Here is a 19,160-nt window from a genome sequence, read left to right as displayed (position 1 = left end):
TATGACGCAGTTTCAGACCATCAAGGCGGATAAGCAAGGCCCGGTCCTCGACCTGCGCCTGTTCCGTCCCCAGGTCAGGAACGCCTTCAATCCCGACCTTATCCGGGAACTGAGCCAGGCCGTACAAGCCGCGGCGATGGACCCTTCCTTGCGGCTGATAACCTTGCGCGGCGAAGGGGGGACTTTCTGCAGCGGGGGCGATCTCAATTGGATGAAAGCCAGCCTGGCATTCAGCCCGGAAGAGAATCTGGCCGATGCCGAAAATCTCTACGCCCTGTTCGAAGCCCTGGATCGCTGCCCCTTGCCCGTCATCGCCGTGGTGGAGGGACATGCCTTGGGCGGGGGCGTGGGCCTGGTCAGCGTATGCGATTACGCGCTCGCCTTACGCGGAACGCAATTCTCCCTCTCCGAAGTCCGCGTCGGCCTGGTACCGGCATGCATCGGGCCCTTCGTGTTGCGCAAGATCGGCCCCAGCCACGCGCGCGCGCTTTTCCTCTCTTCCGAACGCTTCGATGCCGATCGCGCCCTCGCCATCGGCCTTATCCACGAGGTGGCTTCGGACGCGGTCGCATTGGAAAAAGCCCTTGCCCGTATCACGGAAAGCCTGCTATCGGCCTCGCCCAACGCGATCGCCGTAGCCAAGGAATTCCTACGCGAATTGGGCCGCTTGCCTCCCGAAGCGCAAGGACCCTTGGCGGTGAAGACCTTGGCCGATCTCCGCGTGACGCCGCAGGCGCAGGAAGGGCTGAGGGCCTTCCTCGAAAAACGGAAACCCGACTGGGGCAAGGCTCAAGCATGAATCCCCCATCCGGCCATTCCGTCCCATCCGACCCTTCTGTCCCTTCGGGCCAATCCGGATCCGGCGGCCAGGCTCCCATCCGTTTCATCACCGCGGCCTCCCTGTTCGACGGACACGATGCCGCCATCCATATCATGCGCCGCGTGCTGGTCGCGGAAGGCGCCGAGGTCATCCATCTCGGCCATGACCGCTCGGTGCAAGAAGTGGTCGATGCCGCCATCCAGGAAGACGTCCAAGGCATCGCCATATCCAGCTACCAGGGCGGGCACGTCGAGTATTTCACCTTTCTGGTGGAATCGCTGCGCGCCCGCGATTGCGGGCATATCCGAGTTTACGGGGGCGGGGGAGGCGTCATCACCGCCGAGGAAGCGGCATTGCTCCATGATCGCGGCGTCGCCCGCATCTTCTCCCCGGAAGACGGCCGCGTCATGGGGCTGGAAGGCATGATCCGCCTTATGATCGAGGAATGCCGCGCGGTTCCCGTTCCGCTCCCCAAGGTCTTGCCGAGTCGGCTTGCTCCCGATGATGCCCGGGAAATCGGACGGTTGTTGACGGCTTTGGAGGGCGGGGGCGCCGAAGCGGAAAGCCTTGCCCGGGACATCGCCGCCCGCTGCGAAGGCAAGGCGGTTTGCCCTGTGGTCGGCCTCACCGGAACCGGCGGCGCGGGAAAAAGTTCCATCGTCGACGAACTGCTCACCCGCCTGCTGGAAGCCTATCCGGACAAGCGCATCGCCGTCATCTGCATCGATCCGTCCCGTCGTAAAACCGGCGGTGCCCTCTTGGGAGATCGCTTGCGCGTGAACGCCGCGGGAAGATCCGGATTGATAGCAGGGAAATCCGGGGGCGTATTTTTCCGATCCTTGGCCACGCGCCGGGCGCATGCGGCCATGAGCGCGACCGTGCGGGATGGCATCCGCCTCATGCAGTCCGCCGGCTTCGACCTGGTCCTTCTCGAGACCGCCGGCATCGGCCAAAGCGATACCGAGGTGACCGATGTCGCGGGCACTACCCTATACGTCATGACCCCGGAATACGGGGCCTCCAGCCAACTCGAGAAGATCGGCATGCTGGACTACGCCGATTTCGTGGCGGTGAACAAATTCGAAAAGGCCGGCGCGGAAGACGCCCTGCGCGACGTACGCAAGGCTTGGCAGCGCAACCGGAAGACGTGGACGGAGCCGCTAGAGAAGCTCCCCGTCTTCGGAACCTGCGCCCATCGCTTCCGCGATCCCGGCATGAACGCCCTTTGCAATGCCCTTTGCCGGAAGCTTGCGGCGGAATCGCCCGCCTGGAAAGGCTTCACGCCTTGGCCCGAAGGCGCGCCCCATCGCCGCGGCCTTCTACCCCGCGAGCGGACCGACTACCTAAGGCGCGTCGCCGCCGCCGTCGAAGACTACCACGCCGCGACGGCCCGCCAGGCCCATGCCGCCGGGGAAGCGCAACACTTCGACCATGCCGCGTCCGCCCTGGATGCGGAATCCGCTCCCCCTCACGATGAAACCGGCCGGCGGCTTCGGGAACGCCGCGACGCCCGCCTGGCCGAACTCGATCCCGAAACGCGCACCAGCCTCGAAGGTTTCGACGCTTTGCGCGCCGCTTATGCGGCGGAATCCCAGACTTATCGGGTACGCGATCAGGATATCCAGGTCCAAAACCACCATGCTTCCTTGAGCGGCCTCGCGATACCCAAGGTCGCCCTGCCGGAAACGCGGAGCTGGGCCGATCAGGTGGGGTTCCTGCGCGCGGAAAACGTGCCCGGCCGCTTCCCGTATACCTCCGGAGTGTTCCCGTTCAAGCGCGAAGGCGAAGAGCCCACCCGCATGTTCGCCGGCGAAGGCATCGCGGAAAGGACCAACGCCCGTTTCCATTACGTCAGCCGCGGGCAGCCCGCCGTCCGCTTGTCCACAGCCTTCGATTCGGTGACCCTGTACGGCTCCGATCCCGGCAACCGGCCGGACATCTTCGGCAAGGTGGGTAACTCCGGCGTTTCCGTATGCTGCCTGGACGACGCCAAACGCCTCTACTCCGGTTTCGATCTCTGCACGCCTTCCACCTCGGTCTCCATGACCATCAACGGTCCCGCGCCCATGCTGCTGGCCTACTTCTTCAACGCCGCCATCGACGCCGCTTGCGAACGCAAGCTCAAGAACGAGGGCCGCTGGGAGGTGGCCGCCGAACGCATCGCCCGCTGGTTCGCGGATCGCGACTTGCAACATCCCATCTACCGGGGCCCGCTCCCCGCCGGCCATGACGGATCCGGCCTGGGCTTCTTGGGCTTGCCAGCGAGCCTGATCTTGGAGCCTGACGAATACGCCACCATCCGCGCCGAAGTCCTGCGCACCGTGAGAGGCACCGTCCAGGCTGATATCCTCAAGGAAGAACAGGCGCAGAACACCTGCATCTTCTCCACGGAATTCGCCTTGCGCCTGATGGGGGACACCCAGGAATTCTTCATCGGGAACGGGGTGCGGAATTTCTATAGCGTCAGCATCAGCGGCTACCATATCGCCGAAGCCGGGGCCAATCCCATCACCCAGCTCGCGCTCACCTTGGCCAACGGATTCACCTACGTGGAATACTACAAGGCCAGGGGCATGGATGTGGGCGCCTTCGCCCCCAACCTATCCTTCTTCTTTTCCAACGGCCTCGATCCCGAATACGCGGTGATCGGCCGCGTGGCCAGGCGCATCTGGGCCATCGCCATGCGCGACCTGTACGGGGCCGATGCCCGTTCGCAAATGCTCAAGTACCATATCCAGACTTCCGGCCGGTCCCTACACGCGCGCGAGATCGGATTCAACGACATCCGCACCACCTTGCAGGCCCTCTTGGCCGTCGCGGACAATTGCAATTCCCTCCACACTAACGCCTACGACGAAGCGGTGACTACGCCTACCGAGGCTTCCGTGCGCCGGGCCATGGCCATCCAGCTCATCCTGAACCGGGAGATGGGCCTGATGAAGAACGAAAATCCCTGGCAGGGAAGCTATTTCCTGGAGGAACTCACCCGCAAGGTGGAAGCGGAGGTCTTGAAGATCTTCCGCGAGTTGGATGCCCGGGGAGGCGTGCTGGGGGCGATGGAATCCAATTACCAACGCGGCCGCATCCAGGACGAGTCCATGCTTTACGAGCGGCGCAAGCAAAGCGGTGAACTGCCCATCATCGGGGTCAACACCTTCCTCGATCCCGAGGGCGGCGGCGCGACCGCGTCCCCGGACTTGATCCGGAGCACGGATGCGGAGAAGCAGGCCCAAGTGGCCCAAGTGGCCGCCTACGCGGAACGATTTCCGGTCGAAGCGGCCCGCGCCTTGGAGAGCCTGAAGGCGGCGGCCGGGAGGGGTGATAACCTTTTCGATGAGTTGATGGAAGCGGCGAAGTACTGTACCCTGGGTTCCATCTCGGGGGCACTCTTCCAGGTCGGCGGAGCTTACCGCCGGAATACCTGAAGCCGGCATGGCTGCGCGCCGGTTAGGCGATGCGCCGCGGGATGCGCTGAATTCGGACTTAGATTTCCCAACATGCAATCTTCCTCCCGGGCCCGCGCCCTTATGGTCCTGGGCACCTCGTCCCATGCGGGCAAAAGCACCGTGGCCGCCGCCTTATGCCGCAGCATCGCCCGCCGCGGCCTGAAGGTCGCGCCCTTCAAGTCGCAAAACATGTCCAACAATTCCTGGGCCACCCCCGAAGGCGCCGAGATCGGGAGGGCCCAGGCCGAACAGGCCCGCGCCGCCGGTTGCCGGCCCCATGCCGACATGAATCCCATTTTGCTGAAGCCTTCCGGGAACGGCCGCATGCAGGTCATGGCCTTGGGAAAGCCCATGGGTTTGATGGACTCGCGCGAATACTACGCCCGTATCGGGGAGATGCGCGCCCTGGCCCGGGCGGCCTATGATCGCCTGGCCGCGGCCCATGATGTCATCGTCCTGGAAGGCGCGGGGAGCCCGGCCGAAATCAACCTGCGCGATCGGGATATCGCCAACCTGGACATGGCCGAATACGCGGAAGCGGACTGCCTCTTGGTCGCGGACATCGAACGCGGGGGCGTCTTCGCCTCCATACTGGGCACGACGGCCTTGATGCCGCCCCTATCGCGGGCGCGTCTCGCCGGAGTGCTCATCAACAAATTCCGCGGCGATGCGGGCCTGCTCGATCCGGGTCTACTGGAAATCGCTTCCCGAACCGGCGTTCCGATCCTGGGGGTGCTGCCCTGGCTGGGCCGCGTGGGGTTGGAAGAGGAGGATTCCCTCGCGCTCCCGGGCGTCGGCGGCGGCGCTTCCCCTCTGCTGGACTTCGCCGTGTTGCGATTCCCGCATATCAGCAACTTCACCGACTTCGTGCCCTTGGAACGCCTGGAGGGCGCCTCGCTGCGCTATGTGGAATCGCCCTCGGCGCTGGGGAATCCCGATGTGCTTTTCCTCCCGGGATCGAAGAATGTACGCGCCGACCTCGCCTTCTTAAGGCGTTCGGGCCTGGATCGAGCCGTAGCCGCGGCCGCCGCGCGGAACATTCCCGTTTTCGGTTTGTGCGGCGGGTACCAGATGCTCGGCGAATCCATTACTGATCCATCCGGGGTGGAAGGCGAGGCGGGGGAAAGCGAAGGTTTGCGGTTGCTCCCGGTGAACACCCGCCTGGAAAAGGAAAAGGTGACCGCCTTGGCGCGCGCGGAAAACCTGTCCCTGCCTTTCCTGCCCGCGGGCGCATCCATCGAGGGTTATGAAATCCATATGGGCCGGACTTCCGTTGCCCCCGGCGCCTCGCCGGCGATCCGCATCCGCGACGGCATCGGCTTCCGGTCGGACGGGTGCGTCGCGCCGACGTTACCGGTGTGGGGATGTTATCTCCACGGGATCTTCGCATCCGATACGACCCGCAACGGTTTCAGGGATTGGATCCGCAATCGCAAAGGCTTGACCGATTCCCCGGCTCTCGCGGCGCCCGTTCCCGAACCCTACGATGCCTTGGCGGATTGGCTCGAATCCCATGCGCCTTCAGTTGCCTACTTGGGCGATCCGCAAACAACGCAAGTCCCCGCCAGCGTGGCGAAAGTTATCCCGGGGAAGCGCGCTGAAAAAGACTAGTTAGAAAGCTGGAGAGGCGGCCGTTCTTGCGGTCGCTTTGCTTGGACGCGAGGAGGCACCCATGGCCGAAGCCGTCGTTTCCCAAGGTATCGACGCCGAAGCCGGATCGGACTCCGTATCCGCTTACCTTCGGGAGATCGAGCGTACCCGCATTCCCACGCGAGAGCGGGAAGTGGCGCTGCTGGAGCGCATATCCCGCGGCGAGAAAACCGCCCGCAACGAGCTGATCACCTCCCACCTGAAAATCGTTGTGAAGGCGTGCCATGGCCATCGCGACCGCGGACTGCCCCTCGGCGATTTGATCGCAGAAGGCAACCTGGGCTTGGTCCGGGCGGCGCAAAGCTTCGATGCCGCCCACGGCCGCTTCGCCCCTTTCGCGGAATGGTGGATCCACCAATCCATCCGCAACGCGTTGGCTAAGCAGGCCGGTTTCAGTTTCCGGATTGATGAGAGGTAAATCGATGAACGATAAGAAGACGATCCTGATCGTGGATGATAACGACGAAATAGTGGAATTGGTCAAGTGCATGTTGTCCCTGGAGGGATACGAGATCATCGACGGATGCAGCGGCGAGGACGCCTTGTACCTGAACGAACGCTATCCTTTTTCCATCCATTTGCTATTGACGGATATCCGCATGAGCCCGAACATGAACGGTTGCGATCTGGCCCATGCCATGCGCATCATCCGCCCGGGCATCAAGGTGATCTATATGTCGGCTTTCACCGAGGATGATCGGGTTTCCGAGCAGGTTTCCGGCGGCCAGGCCTATTACCTGCGCAAGCCATTCACCCGCAACGATCTCCTGCGCATGGTCGAGGGCGCCCTGGAGACCGCCCCGCAATATTGACACTTCGAAACCCCTGTTCCGCGCGGCCGAAAATTCGTTAAATAAGGGTATGCCGGATCACCCTTTGCACGCGGATCTGTCCCGCCGCCTTTCCGGCCTACGGGCCGAAGGGCTGTTCAAGGAAGAACGGGAAATCGCGTCGCCCCAAGGCGCCGAAGTGATCCTCGCCGACGGCCGGAAGGCCCTTAACCTCTGCGCCAACAACTACCTGGGCTTCGGGGCCCATCCCGCCCTGGCCGCCGCCGCGCGCGCTGGCCTTGACCGCTGGGGCTACGGCCTCGCCTCGGTCCGATTCATTTGCGGCACGCAATCGGTCCACCATGAACTCGAGCGGCGGCTGGCCGCATTCCTGGGATCCGAGGATGCCATCCTTTTCCCGTCCTGCTTCGACGCCAACGGGGGCGTGTTCGAGGCCTTGCTGGGCGAGGAGGACGCGGTGATCAGCGATGAGCTGAACCATGCCAGCATCATCGACGGGATCCGCCTGTGCAAGGCGAAACGCCTGCGTTACCGTAACGGCGACATGACCGACCTGGAGGCGCGCCTGCGCGAGGCCTCCGGGGCCCGGTACAAGCTCATCGCCACCGATGGGGTCTTTTCCATGGACGGGCATATCGCGGATTTGCCCGCCATCCGCGCGCTGGCCGATCGGCATGGCGCCTTGATCCTGGTCGACGACTCCCACGCGGTGGGGGTACTGGGCGAAAAAGGCGGCGGGACTCCGGAGCATTGGGGCCTCGAGGGGAAGATCGATATCCTGACCGGAACCTTGGGGAAGGCCCTGGGCGGGGCATCGGGTGGCTACGTGGCCGCCTCCGCCGAGATCGTCGCCTGGCTGCGTCAACGCGCCCGGCCCTACCTGTTCTCCAATACCTTGGCTCCTTCCCTGGCGGCCGCCGCCCTCAAGGCCGTCGAAATGGCCGAGGCCGGATCCGACCTACGTCGCCGCTTACGGGAGAACGCAGCCCGCTTCCGCGCCGGCCTGGCCGCAGCGGGATTCGATCTCGTCCCGGGGGAACATCCCATCATCCCCGTCCTGATCGGCGATGCGTCCAAAGCCAAGCGCATGTCCGATCTGATCCTGGAAGATGGCGTTTTCGCGGTGGCCTTCTCCTTTCCCGTAGTTCCGCAAGGCAAGGCGCGCATCCGGGCCCAGATGTCCGCCGCCCACGACTCCATGCAATTGGACCGCGCCGTGGAAGCCTTCAGCCGGGCCGGGCGGGCGGCGGGGGCCATTCCATGAAAGCGGGCCTTCTATGAAAGCCTTAGGTAAGGCCAAGGCGGAGCCGGGCATCACCTTGCTGGATTGGCCCGAACCCGAATGCGGACCCAACGACGTCATCATCCGCGTACGCCAGACAGCCATCTGCGGCACCGATCTCCATATCCGCCAGTGGGACGAATGGGCGCGCAAGACCATTCCCGTGCCGATGCCCGTGGGCCATGAGTTTTTCGGGATCGTGGAAAAGGTCGGCTGGGAAGTGCGCGGCCTCAAGCCCGGCGATCGCGTTTCCGGCGAAGGCCATATCACCTGCGGCCATTGCCGCAATTGCCGCGCGGGCCGGCGCCACCTGTGCCGTAACACCGAAGGCGTGGGCGTGAACCGCCCGGGAGCTTTCGCCGAGCGCCTCTCGCTGCCTTCCGTCAACGTATTCCCGGTCCCCGATGGCATCCCCGATGAGGTGGCTTGCATCCTCGATCCCTTGGGGAACGCCGTCCACACCGCGCTTTCCTTCGATCTGGTGGGCGAGGACGTGCTGATCACCGGGGCGGGCCCCATCGGGCTGATGGCCGCCGCCGTGGCCCGCCATGTCGGCGCCCGTAACGTGGCGGTTACTGACGTGAACCCTTACCGGCTGGCTTTGGCGGAACGCATGGGGGCCAAGGCGGTGGCGGCCGGCCCCGGGGCGCTGGACCGGGCCATGGGCGAGCTGCGCATGCAAGAAGGTTTCGACGTGGGCCTGGAAATGTCCGGCAACGCCGGGGCGTTCCGGGACATGGTCGGGCACATGAACCATGGCGGCAAGCTGGCCTTGCTCGGCATCCTTCCCGCCGACGCCTCCATCGATTGGGGCCAGGTCATCTTCAAGGGGTTGATATTAAAGGGCATCTACGGGCGCGAGATGTTCGAAACTTGGTACAAGATGACCGCCATGCTCCAATCCGGCCTCTCCGTCGCCCCCGTCATCACCCATCGCTTCCCGATGGAGGAATTCGAAAAAGCTTTCGAAACCGCGGGCTCGGGACAGGCCGGCAAGGTCATCCTTTCCTGGCCGCCCTAGCCGGGCTCCCGCCCGGTCCCTCCCATTTGCCTCCGAAACCTCCCGCGCAGAGCGTCGGAACAGGCTAAATTTGTTTCGACCTCCCGTACGGGGGGTCGCCGGCCTTCCCGCGGAGGGGTTTGCATGGGGGCCGGTTCTCCGAGGGGAGAAAGGAGTCGGGGTGCATAGCCCATCGACCCAAGAGAGGTACGCAAACCCGCCCGCCCAAGTTCCCGAGACCCATACCGCTCACGCTTCCGGCCGGAACCGTTTTCCCGCGCCGGACGTTGCCGCATTATTCGACGGCGTCAAAGCCGACGTGGAAGCCGGCGCTGATGCGGGCCGGGGCAAGCTCGGACCCTATCTCGCGAAATTGACGCGGATGGTCGAGGGCCGGCCGCGTTCCATGATCAAGGACTTCCATAACTGCTTGCGCGAGGATGGGTATTCGGGAAGTTACGACCTCGTCAAGAAGAAGGTACAGTCCCTCCGCCGCGGCCTGGGCCGCCAGGCGGGCGCGCTCTTCGCGTCCGGCGACGCGCCATTCGCCCAGGTGGAGATCCACCGGATCCCGCTGCGGGGCCCGGCCGGGATTTCCAAAGCCCATCTGTTCACGATGCAGTTGGGCCTCTCGGGGCGTACCTACGCGGAGCTGGTTCCCGGCTGCGAGCTGGCGGCGTTCCTGCTCTGCCATCGGAACGCGTTCACCTTCTTCGCAGGCGTCCCGGCGGGCGTCTTCTACAATACGCGGGAGAACCCGGAGTTAAGGCGATTGGCCGGCGGCACGCCTTTCCATCTTCCCCTCGTCGACTGTAGCCGCCATTACGGCTATGCGGCTTATCCCACGCCCGTATTCGCTCCTTGGATGAAGGGCCGTCTCAAGCGTCCCGGCAAAATCCTTCAGAAGCTGTTCATGCCCTCCTATGCCTTCGTTTCCCTGGAGAAGGCCAATGCGGACATGCGGGAATGGATGGTTCGCAATGATCAGCGCAGCGAACCGGGCCCGGATTCCCGGCCGGAAAAATTGCGTCCCCTGCCCGAAATGGGATTCGATTTGAACGAACGTCGTCAATTTTTGCGTTTACGCGCATGAATCGGCCAATTCCGACCCTTCCCGCCAAGCGGCGCCGCTTGGATCGGGAGGGTAGGGAAGTTAATTTCCGCGAAGGATAGTGGAGGAGAGCCCGCGATGACATCGGACAACTTGGCCGGCCTGGAATCTTCGCTGATGGATCTGCACCTCTCCGTGAACCGTCTCATCGAGGTGATGCAGGAACATGCCGGCACGCTCGATCGCGGCGACGAAGTACTGGATAAGCTACCCTTGCTGGATTATTACAACGGCGAATTGCTCCGCAATATCCACGATATGCGGGAACGCGGGGACGCTTAGGAATTCACGAGGGTCGGAAGCGTCAAGCGCACCTTCTGCATCTTCTGGCCGTCCATCTCCATCACCTCGAAGGTGCAATCCTTGAAGCGGATGATGTCCCCCTTTTCAGGCACCTTGCCGTGGATGAAAAGGATGAACCCGCCCAGCGTATCGATCTGGATATCCGGGTCCTCGGGCTTCAGATGGAGGGGGATCTCGTCGTTCAGGTCCGAAAGCGAGACGATGGGGTCGATGATATAGGTCCCTTCCTCCACCTTACGGATCCGGAAGGTCTCGGTCTCGTCCTCGTCGTGGATCTCTCCGACGATCTCCTCCAGGATATCTTCTAGGGTGATGAGGCCGGCGGTGCCCCCGTACTCGTCCACCACGATGGCCATATGGATATGCTTCAGGCGGAATTCCCGCAGCAGTTCACCGATCTTTTTGGTGCGGGGCACGAAATAGGCCTCGCGGATCAGGTTCTGCAAGCGGAAACCCGGCCCGCGTAGCTCGTCCTTAAGGCTCATCAGGTCCATGGTATACAGGAATCCCTGGATATTATCGATGGAATCCTTGTAGACGGGGATGCGGGAGCACTTCTCCGCCGCGATCAGATCCCGCACCTCGCGGAAGCCGGAACCGATTTCCAGGGCCGCGATGTCCACCCGCGGCGTCATGACCTCTTTGACCTGGGTCTCGCGCAGATCGAAGATACTGCGGATCATCTCCTTCTCATCGTCCTGCAGTCCGCTGCGATCGGGGTTCTCATTGTCCACCGTCTGGGAGAGCTTGGTGACATTGGATTCACCGAGGAAGGCCAGTTTCGGGTCGATACCCATTTTCTTCAGGGCCACTTCATGGGCCTGGAACATCCACTCCCCGAGTTTCCCCATGAAGAAGAAGCTATAGACCCGGTAGGCCCGGGGAGCCCACCGTCCCAAGGAGGGGGAGAAGGCCTGAGCCAAGATGGGGAACAGCCAATGGGAAATGATAAAGCAGAGGGCGATGCTGATGGCCCCCAAGGTGAGCATGCTGGTATCCGGGAACAATCCGTACAAGTAACGGACCGCTCCGATAACGGCGGCCCCGTCGAGGAAAAAGCGGCCTAGGCTGATGGATTCGAAAAAGCCGGGTTTTTCCCACAAGGCGCGCGATCGATCGATGATGGCCTGGAATTGGGGCGACTCCCCGTTCAGGGCATGTTCGATGTTTTGCCCTTGGTAGAAGCCGATGACGGTTTTAATGCCGGCCAGGACTCCGCTGAGCCCGGCGGCTATAAAGAAAACCGACAGTGTGTGTGCTGGAAAGGAATCCACGGGGTTCCGAACAGGGGGACCTGAACGGCCCCAACCGGGTTAAATATAGTTCATTTCAGGTAGGCATCTTCCCGCGCTCTCATGACCTTCCGTTCGGCTACGACCATGTGGTCAAATCCCGCCAAATGCAAGGATCCGTGAACGACCAGTCGGCGTAACTCCTGATAAAAAGAGTTCTTCCATCGCGGAGCCTGCGTTTTGGCCTTAAGAGTGGCAATGTAAATCTCTCCAAAAACGTCAGGTTCGGAATAATTGAAGGACAGGACATCGGTGACCTTATCGAGCTTCCGAAAGCGCTTATTCAGGTCCCGGATATGGCTGTCCTCGCAGAAGACCAGATTGATCGCTCCGCGTTGGGATGGCTTGGGAACCTCGCTCCGGAGGACCCGAGCGCACAGCCGGGCCAGGCTTTCGGCCCTGGGAACGGCTATGGGTCCGGCATCCACCCACTGCACCTTGAAAGCCAGGGGCCTAGTCCTCCGCTCCGCCGTCCCCGGCATCGTTCTCGCCTTCGGTCCATTTATTCAGGACCTCGATGACCTTCTTGGCTTGGGCGATGGAGGAGATGTTGAACTTGCTCATGGTCTTATATTCGCCATTCCTTTTCTGGTAGCGGCGGATGGAAATCTTGGGCGCCTTGAAGCTGTTGGTGGCCCGGTCGAGGTCCTGGTATTTGAACATCAAGGTGGCCCAGGTGCCTTTGGTGAGGACTTCCTTGTGGAGTTCCTTACAGAGGAGAACGCCCTCTTCCTCGAAATTGATGGTGATTTCGTCTACTGTGCTGGCCATGCGGTCCTTTCCGTGTGGGGGTGAAAAGTAACCCTACCTGGGTCTGGGCGCAACCTTGGAGCGGCTTGCGCCGGTCGGAGCCTCCGTCCCGGCGCTACGCGGTGGCGGTTCGTCTGCTGGCGTCTGGGCCGAGGCGGCGGTCCCGGCGCGACAAGGCTGGCCGTAGGGGTGGGCCGATTGGCCTTCCGCGCTTGCGGACGTCCGCATATCGTCCTTTCGCGGTCGCGCCCCGGGCATGCGGACTGCCGAAGCGGTGGGTTTTGCGCAAGCGCGGTAGGCCGTCCGCCTTGAATGCGCCGGGCCCGCCGCCTCGGCCCCGCCGCCGCGGTCGACCGGCTTTCGCGGAGGTGCGGGAATCGGACCCGTTCAACGCGGCAACACCAGGATGCGCCACGACGGAAAAGGGGAGATCGGACCCTGACAGGGAAGAGCATGGCGGGCCCGATAGACTTGGGCGGGGAAGATAGAGGACGGGGCCTGCGGCCCCGCGCGGGCCTGGGCGCAAGGCCCGCGGGAGAACGGGTGTGGGCGCGGGGTCGGGTGAGGGCGTTTGGTCGCCGAGAAATCGCCAGGGCGACGGGCCCGGATGGCGGGGAGGGGGATTTCCTAAGTTTGGGTTATGGGCTTGGATGAAATCGATGCGAAGCTGGGGCGGGGGGAGCGTTTGGGGCCGGAGGAAGGGCTTTTCCTCTATGAGAAGGCGCCTTCGGATTGGCTGAGGGCGCGGGCGGATGCTGTGCGGCGGGAGCGGCATGGCGATGAGGCTTACTTCAACCGGAACATCCATTTCGAGCCGACCAATAAATGCGTTTATGCCTGCAAGTTCTGCGCCTTTTACCGGCCGCCCAAGGCGACGGAGGCGGAAGGGGCTTGGGATTATTCTTTCGAGGACTTGAGTAAGAAGCTGGATGCCTATCCGGTAGGGAGCTTGACCGAGATCCATATCACGGGCGGCGTGCATCCCGATCGGGGGGTGGAGTATGGGGAAGCGCTTTGCGCTTTCGTGAAATCGGTGCGGCCGGAAGTGCATGTGAAGGCCTTTACGGCGGTGGAGATTACTTACTTCGCGAAGAAGAGCGGGGTTAGCTTGGAAGCCGCCTTGGAGCGGCTGAAGCGAGCCGGGTTGAATTCCTTGCCGGGGGGAGGCGCGGAGATTTTCGATCCGGAGGTGCGTCGGAAGATTGCGGGGGGCAAGGCGCCGGCGCATACCTGGCTTGAAGTCCACGAGGCCGCGCATCGCTTGGGGCTGCTTTCCAATGCGACCATGTTATATGGCCATGTCGAAGGGCATCGGCACCGGATCGATCATATGCTGCGCCTGAGGGATCTGCAGGATCGCACGGGCGGTTTCAAGGCGTTCATCCCGTTGCGGTACCGGAACGAGTCCAACGCGCTCTCGCATTTGCCCGAGGTGCCGGCGGAGGAGGATCTGCGCAATTACGCCGTGGCCCGGTTGTTCCTCGACAATATCCCGCATTTGAAGGCGTATTGGGTGATGCTGGGCCTGGACCTGGCGGCCGAGGCTCTCGATTACGGGGTGGACGATTTGGATGGGACCGTGGATGATACGACGCGCATCTATTCGATGGCGGGCGGGATGAAGACTCCGGCGGTGACCAGCGCCGAGCTGGGCCGGCTTATCCGTTCGCGCGGTCGGGTTCCCGTGGAACGAGATTCCACCTACGCGAAGCTCGGCGTTACGAGTACCGGTCATTGAACCACGGTTCGGCCGTGTTGCTATAGCCCCGTAATTCCCAAAACCCCAGGATGTCTTGCGGAAGGAAAAGGATCTCCTTGATCCATTTCGCGCCTTTCCAGGCATACTTCCTGGGGGTGATCATGCGGACCGGGCCCCCATGCTCCCTCGGAAGATCGATGCCTTCCCAGGTGTGGACCAAAAGGACGTCATCGTCCATGCATTCGGAAAGCGGGAGATTGGTGGAATAGCCGTCGTAGGCCTTGATATGGACGTGGGTGACCTCGGCCTTGGGAGCGGCGAGTTCGGCGAGGGTGCGGAAACGGACTCCCCGCCAATGGTTGTCCATCCGGCTCCAGGAGGTGACGCAGTGGAAATCCGATACGTCGTCGGCTTGGGGCAAATCGAGGAAGGCCTTCCATTCCAGCACCTGGGGCTTTTCCACGTAACCTTTCAAGGTAAGGGACCAAAGATCGCGCGGGATATCCGGCTTCACCCCCAAATCGAGAACGGGCCAGTTCTTGACTTCGTGCTGGCCCGGCGGCAGCTTCGGCATACCATGGCTATTGGGCTCTCCGGCGCCTTGCACTTCGCGGTCCGCCGGCCGGCCCCCGGCCAATAGGCGTTCATGGCCCCGCGCCGCGATGCGCTGTTTCCCTCGGATCAAGGCCTGATTGAAGGCGGCCTCGGGATTATCCGCTTCCCTTTTCGCTTCATCTTCGGACATGGCGGCCTCCATGCTGCCTCCGCGCAGGCGGGGTCTGGTTTCATCCCACGTGGGTCAAGCGCCGGCGTGACGCGCGGGGCCATGGGATCCGTAAAGTAGCAATCGCGATTTCCCGCCAGTTCCTATCTTTCCCGCGCTATGCCGCATCACGATCCGATAGGGGCCCGCCTACGCGCCCGGGGCGGCGCCGGGCTGAATCCCGCCTTGGCCTGGTTGGCTGCGGTGTGGGCCGTCCATGCCTTGCTTCGCGTCATCGTTTTGTTCCGTCGCGATGCCTACGGCTTCCCCTTCGTCGGTAAACCGGACTGGTACGTAGTCCACGCCTTCTGCATCGATTGGATATGGATCCTGGAATGGTCCCTCCCCTGGCTGATACTGGCGCTACTGGGGGCGGCCTTCGGAAAGCCCCGGGTATCGCGGACCGCCTGGTGGATCCTCGTCGTATTCCATTCCCTCTTGCTTCCCTTCACCGTGCTCGATCACGAGACCATGCGCTTTCTGGGCATGCATCTGGACCTGAGCCTGCTTGCCACTTATGGCAACGTGGCCTCTACCCGGGAAGTATTCAAGTTCATCGCCTCCGACCTTTCGGTGCCCTACCTGCCTTACCTGCTTTTCTTCGGATCCATTCCCGCGGCCTTAGCCTTTTACTCCTTCTTGCGCAAACGCGCTTGGGTGCGAGCCGAAGCCCTGGGTCGCGCGCCGTGGGTCATGGCCGCATTGGCCGCCCTGGCCTTCGTCTTCATCAATTTCGTTTGGACGGGCGGCTTCCGCATGCTCAAGCTGCGGCCCTTCATCGCCACCCTCGTCGAAGGCTTGCAAAACCACCGCGGCAAACCGCCCGCGCCCGTTCCTTTGGCCCGCCTGGGAGGCGTGTTCCAGAAGGAATGGCTATCCGAGCAAGGGGACAGCGCCTACGTCTTTCCGGATACGTCCCATCCTTACTATAAACTCCCGCTGCGACAGGCATGCGCGCAAGGCCTGGCTTCCGCGGAACGTTGCTCCCGCGATGCGGACCGGGACGGCTTCCCGGCGGGAAAGGATTGCGACGACGGCGATGCCCGCGTCCATCCGGGCGCCCACGACATCCCTGGTAACGGGCTGGACGAGGATTGCGACGGAATGGATGCCGCGCCTCCCAACTTCGTGATCATACTGATGGAATCCCATCGCGGCGTGAACGCGGGCTATCTGCGCCCCTTCGGCGCGCTGGCGGGCCTACCGGATTCCGTCAATCCTACCCCCGTGCTGGATAGCTTGGCGCGCGGGGGGCATGCCTGGACGCGTTTCGCATGCTCGGGGATCCCCACCATCAATGCGCTCATGAGCGTGCATCTTTCCATACTGCAGCATCCGACGCGGTACATCGCCAACGATTTCACCACCCTCAGGCATCGCTCCTTTACGGAGGAAATGGGACGGCATGGCTATCTGACCCGCTTCTTCTCGGCGCCCGATCCGGCCTGGGACGGCCAAGTCCCGTGGTTGCGCCAATGGTACCAAGGCATCCGCTACGATCGTGCGCGCGAATCGGACGGCGCCATGCTGAAGGATATGTCCCGCTGGATGCATGACAGCCTGCCCAAAGGCAGGCCGTTCCTGCTCACGGCCATGACCAAGACCAACCATTATCCTTTCAATCCGGAACCGGGAACGCCGCATACGCGCGAGGGCGCGAGCCTGGCCGAACGCATGCGGGCCACCATGCGCTATACCGACGCCTCCGTGGGCGAATTCCTTTCCTCCATCCGGGGCGAACCCTGGTTCGCCAATACCATCTTCATCCTGCTGGCCGATCATGGTTTCCCGCTTTCCGAACATGGCTCCTCCACCATCGGATTCGGCCTCTACGCGGAATCGGAATGGATCCCGTTCGTGATCGCGGGAAGGCATCCGAAGCTCGGGCCCGGCGCTTTCCACGATTACCCCGCTTGCCAACTCGATATCGGGCCGACGGTGCTTGACCTGGCCGGCATCCGCGCGGCGAACCATTATATGGGGCATAGCCTGGTGCGCGCCGCCACCGGCTTGGGAACCTCGAGCTATCTGGTGCGCGGGGAGCAAGGCACCCTGGAGCAAGGGGCCTATCGCATCCATGGGCCGTGGGGCGAGCGCCCGCGGGAACAAGGCATCGAGGTCTTCAACACCCTCGGCGATCGCTTGGAAAAGCACAACCTCTATCCGCAGGACTCCGCGGCGAAGGCGGCATACGATTCCCTTTCGCCCCGGCTGCGCGATCTGGAAAAGCTCAATACCTTTCTGGTTGAAGCCAATGCGCTTTGGCCGGATTCTTCCGCGGGGAAATGAATATGCCGATGAGTAACGCGACCGCTTTGCGATACCCCCTCATTTTGGGATTGGCCTTCGCCGCTTCGCGGGCTCCGGCCCAAACGACGGCGCCCATCCGGTGGTCGACCGTCGGGAACAGCATCACTTACGGGTACGGCCTCTCCAATCCTGCCACCCAGTCCTATCCTGCCAAGCTTGGCACCCTGCTGGGCCCGGCCTACCTGATCGAAAACGAAGGGGTTTCGGCCACCACCATGCTCAAGAAGGGCGATTACACCTATTGGAAAAACGGGCGCTTGCCGCAGACCTTCGCGTTCCATCCCGACATCGTTACCGTCAAGCTGGGCACCAACGATAGCAAGCCCGTCAATTGGCCCAACCATAAGGGCGAATTCCTGGGGGACGCATTGGCGATGATGGATACCTTGGCGGGCATGCCATCTAAGCCGCGGGTCATGCCCTGCTATCCCGTCCCGGTCTTCCAACATAACGGAACCTGGTCCGTGGACGGCATCAACGAGCCGGTGGTCAAGAACGAGATCATGCCTTTGATCAAGCAGGCGGCGGATCAACGCAAACTCACCCTGATCGATGTGCATACGTTCCTGGAAAACCGCTCCGATCTTTTCACGACCGATGGCGTGCATCCCGATGCCGGAAAGGCCGGTCAGGATTCCATCGCCCTCCAGATTTTCCGCACTTACACGGGAGCGGTCACCCGCGTGGCGTGCATCGGCGATTCCATCACCGGGCCCGACCAGGGCGGATCGTCCTATCCCATCAAGTTCAACGAGTTGCTCGGTCGCGAGTATTACGTCCTGAACGCCGGCGTACCCGGCGCCGGCATCCTTCGCAACGGCCCCAAGCCTTTTTCCAAAAGCGCCCAACTCGCCGCCGTCATCCGCTTCCAACCCAACGTGGTCACCATCAACCTGGGGGCCTTCGACAGCCCGTCGAGCGTTTGGGACGCGCATAAGGATGAACTCGCGGCCGATCTGGAAGCATTGATAGATACCTTGTCGGCCGTCGCCTCGAAGCCCCGCGTCTTCATATGCACGCCCATCCCGGCCTGGAAGAAGGCGGACAGCAGCGAGGCTTACGGGGTTCGCGGGTCGGTGATCCAGAACGAAGTCATCCCGAAGCTCAAGCAAGCGGCCCAGGCCAAGGGCGCGACGGTCCTGGATCTCTGGACCGGTTACCAAGCTTACCAGCGGCTGACCCCGGACGGCGTTGTTCCCAATGCGGCCGGGCTCGACACCTTGGCGCATATCCTGCTCCGCGCGTACAAGGCCGCGCCTACGACCTTAGTGAAGACCCCGCCCGGGATTACGGCCTCCCGGCCGGCCCTCCAGTTGACCCCCTTCGAAGCTCGCGGCCGCGACGCCTTGGGCCGGCGTGCGCCGATTCCTCAAGATTCGCGTCCGCCGCAGCCGGAGTAGCCCTCGCAGGTCTTGAAAGTTATCGGGATTGTGCTAAATTAACCGGCCTCGGGGTCATAGCTCAGTTGGTAGAGCGCTTGCATGGCATGCAAGAGGTCTGGAGTTCGACTCTCCATGGCTCCACCAGAAAGCCCTCGGTCTTAAGGCCGAGGGCTTTCTGTTTTTCTCCAAAAAACTTCGCTCCTTTGGTCCGAGAATCCCTTCTCGCTTCATCAACGGCCTAGGTCGTTTGCATCCTTGATTACCTTGTCCAGCTTCTTGCCCGCTTTCTCCGCGGGACCGTCCGGCGTTACGGCATCCTGGACCTTGTCTACGGTCTTGTCCAATTTCGCACCCACTTTTTCGACCGGACCTTTTTTGGAGCATGCCAACAGAATGCCCATTACGCATACGACGGCCAATAACACAAGTAGAACGCTTTGCTTCTTGATAGAATCCTCCCGATTAGTGCAATGGGTCTTAGGACCCACCCGGAATCAATATTTCGCAGGGGAAAAACCAACCTTTGTTTTCGAGGTCGCCAGGATCCCTTGGCTTGCGATT

At 62.5% G+C, this 19,160-nt stretch carries 17 protein-coding genes and 1 tRNA gene; 13 read left to right on the top strand and 5 right to left on the bottom strand.

Going from position 1 to position 19,160, the window contains the following annotated elements; all coding sequences use genetic code 11:
• The first annotated feature begins 1 nt into the window (after position 1).
• The 9 genes from JF616_07580 to JF616_07540 all read left to right on the top strand — a co-directional run bounded on the left by JF616_07580 (position 2) and on the right by JF616_07540 (position 10,382).
• Positions 2-799: an enoyl-CoA hydratase/isomerase family protein gene (locus JF616_07580; protein ID MBW8887603.1), complete on the top strand. Its 798-nt coding sequence runs from the start codon at positions 2-4 to the stop codon at positions 797-799.
• On the top strand, positions 796-4,245 hold the full coding sequence (locus JF616_07575; protein MBW8887602.1) for a cobalamin-dependent protein: 3,450 nt from the start codon (positions 796-798) through the stop codon (positions 4,243-4,245). The genes JF616_07580 and JF616_07575 overlap by 4 nt, the downstream gene beginning before the upstream one ends.
• A 72-nt stretch (positions 4,246-4,317) precedes the next feature.
• A complete protein-coding gene (locus tag JF616_07570; GenBank protein MBW8887601.1) occupies positions 4,318-5,877 on the top strand; it encodes a cobyric acid synthase in 1,560 nt (519 codons plus the stop codon).
• 61 nt (positions 5,878-5,938) lie between these two features.
• Positions 5,939-6,334, top strand: coding sequence for a sigma-70 family RNA polymerase sigma factor (locus JF616_07565; GenBank protein MBW8887600.1), 396 nt, complete (start codon positions 5,939-5,941; stop codon positions 6,332-6,334).
• A gap of 4 nt (positions 6,335-6,338) precedes the next feature.
• Positions 6,339-6,728 (top strand): response regulator, encoded by a 390-nt coding sequence (locus JF616_07560; GenBank protein MBW8887599.1) that lies wholly within the window; start codon positions 6,339-6,341, stop codon positions 6,726-6,728.
• Between the two features lie 49 nt (positions 6,729-6,777).
• Positions 6,778-7,971 carry a glycine C-acetyltransferase gene (locus JF616_07555; GenBank protein ID MBW8887598.1) on the top strand — a complete coding sequence of 398 codons (1,194 nt, stop codon included), beginning with the start codon at positions 6,778-6,780 and terminating at the stop codon, positions 7,969-7,971.
• A gap of 13 nt (positions 7,972-7,984) precedes the next feature.
• The gene (gene tdh / locus JF616_07550) at positions 7,985-9,010 is read left to right on the top strand and encodes an L-threonine 3-dehydrogenase (GenBank protein ID MBW8887597.1); all 1,026 of its coding nucleotides are present in this window, start codon (positions 7,985-7,987) and stop codon (positions 9,008-9,010) included.
• A gap of 160 nt (positions 9,011-9,170) precedes the next feature.
• Positions 9,171-10,082, top strand: a complete 912-nt coding sequence (locus JF616_07545) for a transposase (protein MBW8887596.1) — start codon at positions 9,171-9,173, stop codon at positions 10,080-10,082.
• Positions 10,083-10,178: 96 nt separating this feature from the next.
• Complete coding sequence (locus JF616_07540) at positions 10,179-10,382, top strand: hypothetical protein (protein ID MBW8887595.1); 204 nt, start codon at positions 10,179-10,181, stop codon at positions 10,380-10,382.
• On the opposite strand, the gene JF616_07535 is transcribed toward JF616_07540, so the two are convergent.
• Genes JF616_07535 through JF616_07525 form a run of 3 tightly spaced genes read right to left on the bottom strand, consistent with a single transcriptional unit; the run spans position 10,379 to position 12,466 of the window.
• Positions 10,379-11,677, bottom strand: coding sequence for an HlyC/CorC family transporter (locus tag JF616_07535; GenBank protein ID MBW8887594.1), 1,299 nt, complete (start codon positions 11,675-11,677; stop codon positions 10,379-10,381). The genes JF616_07540 and JF616_07535 overlap by 4 nt on opposite strands.
• A gap of 50 nt (positions 11,678-11,727) precedes the next feature.
• Positions 11,728-12,177 (bottom strand): rRNA maturation RNase YbeY, encoded by a 450-nt coding sequence (gene ybeY, locus JF616_07530; GenBank protein ID MBW8887593.1) that lies wholly within the window; start codon positions 12,175-12,177, stop codon positions 11,728-11,730.
• Positions 12,149-12,466, bottom strand: coding sequence for a hypothetical protein (locus JF616_07525; protein MBW8887592.1), 318 nt, complete (start codon positions 12,464-12,466; stop codon positions 12,149-12,151). Before JF616_07525 ends, ybeY begins: the two co-directional genes overlap by 29 nt.
• Before the next feature lie 619 nt (positions 12,467-13,085).
• Between JF616_07525 and JF616_07520 the strand changes: the two genes are divergently transcribed.
• On the top strand, positions 13,086-14,183 hold the full coding sequence (locus JF616_07520; protein ID MBW8887591.1) for a CofH family radical SAM protein: 1,098 nt from the start codon (positions 13,086-13,088) through the stop codon (positions 14,181-14,183).
• On the opposite strand, the gene JF616_07515 is transcribed toward JF616_07520, so the two are convergent.
• Complete coding sequence (locus tag JF616_07515; GenBank protein MBW8887590.1) at positions 14,164-14,889, bottom strand: molybdopterin-dependent oxidoreductase; 726 nt, start codon at positions 14,887-14,889, stop codon at positions 14,164-14,166. The two genes, JF616_07520 and JF616_07515, sit on opposite strands and share 20 nt — an antisense overlap.
• 138 nt (positions 14,890-15,027) lie before the next feature.
• On the opposite strand from JF616_07515, the gene JF616_07510 reads away from it, so the two are divergent.
• From JF616_07510 to JF616_07500, 3 genes are all read left to right on the top strand, one after another.
• Positions 15,028-17,196, top strand: a complete 2,169-nt coding sequence (locus JF616_07510; protein ID MBW8887589.1) for a sulfatase-like hydrolase/transferase — start codon at positions 15,028-15,030, stop codon at positions 17,194-17,196.
• A gap of 2 nt (positions 17,197-17,198) precedes the next feature.
• Positions 17,199-18,617 (top strand): hypothetical protein, encoded by a 1,419-nt coding sequence (locus JF616_07505; protein MBW8887588.1) that lies wholly within the window; start codon positions 17,199-17,201, stop codon positions 18,615-18,617.
• A 50-nt stretch (positions 18,618-18,667) separates the two neighbouring features.
• A tRNA-Ala gene (locus tag JF616_07500) sits at positions 18,668-18,743 on the top strand.
• Positions 18,744-18,829: 86 nt separating this feature from the next.
• Here the strand turns inward: JF616_07500 and JF616_07495 are convergent.
• The gene (locus JF616_07495; GenBank protein ID MBW8887587.1) at positions 18,830-19,000 is read right to left on the bottom strand and encodes a hypothetical protein; all 171 of its coding nucleotides are present in this window, start codon (positions 18,998-19,000) and stop codon (positions 18,830-18,832) included.
• Between the last annotated feature and the right edge of the window lie 160 nt (positions 19,001-19,160).

This window comes from Fibrobacterota bacterium (genome assembly GCA_019509785.1).
In the GTDB taxonomy this organism is placed as follows: Bacteria; Fibrobacterota; Fibrobacteria; order UBA11236; family UBA11236; genus Chersky-265.
Note: the sequence above shows the minus strand (reverse complement) of the source record. Positions and strands in the feature narration are given on the sequence as shown.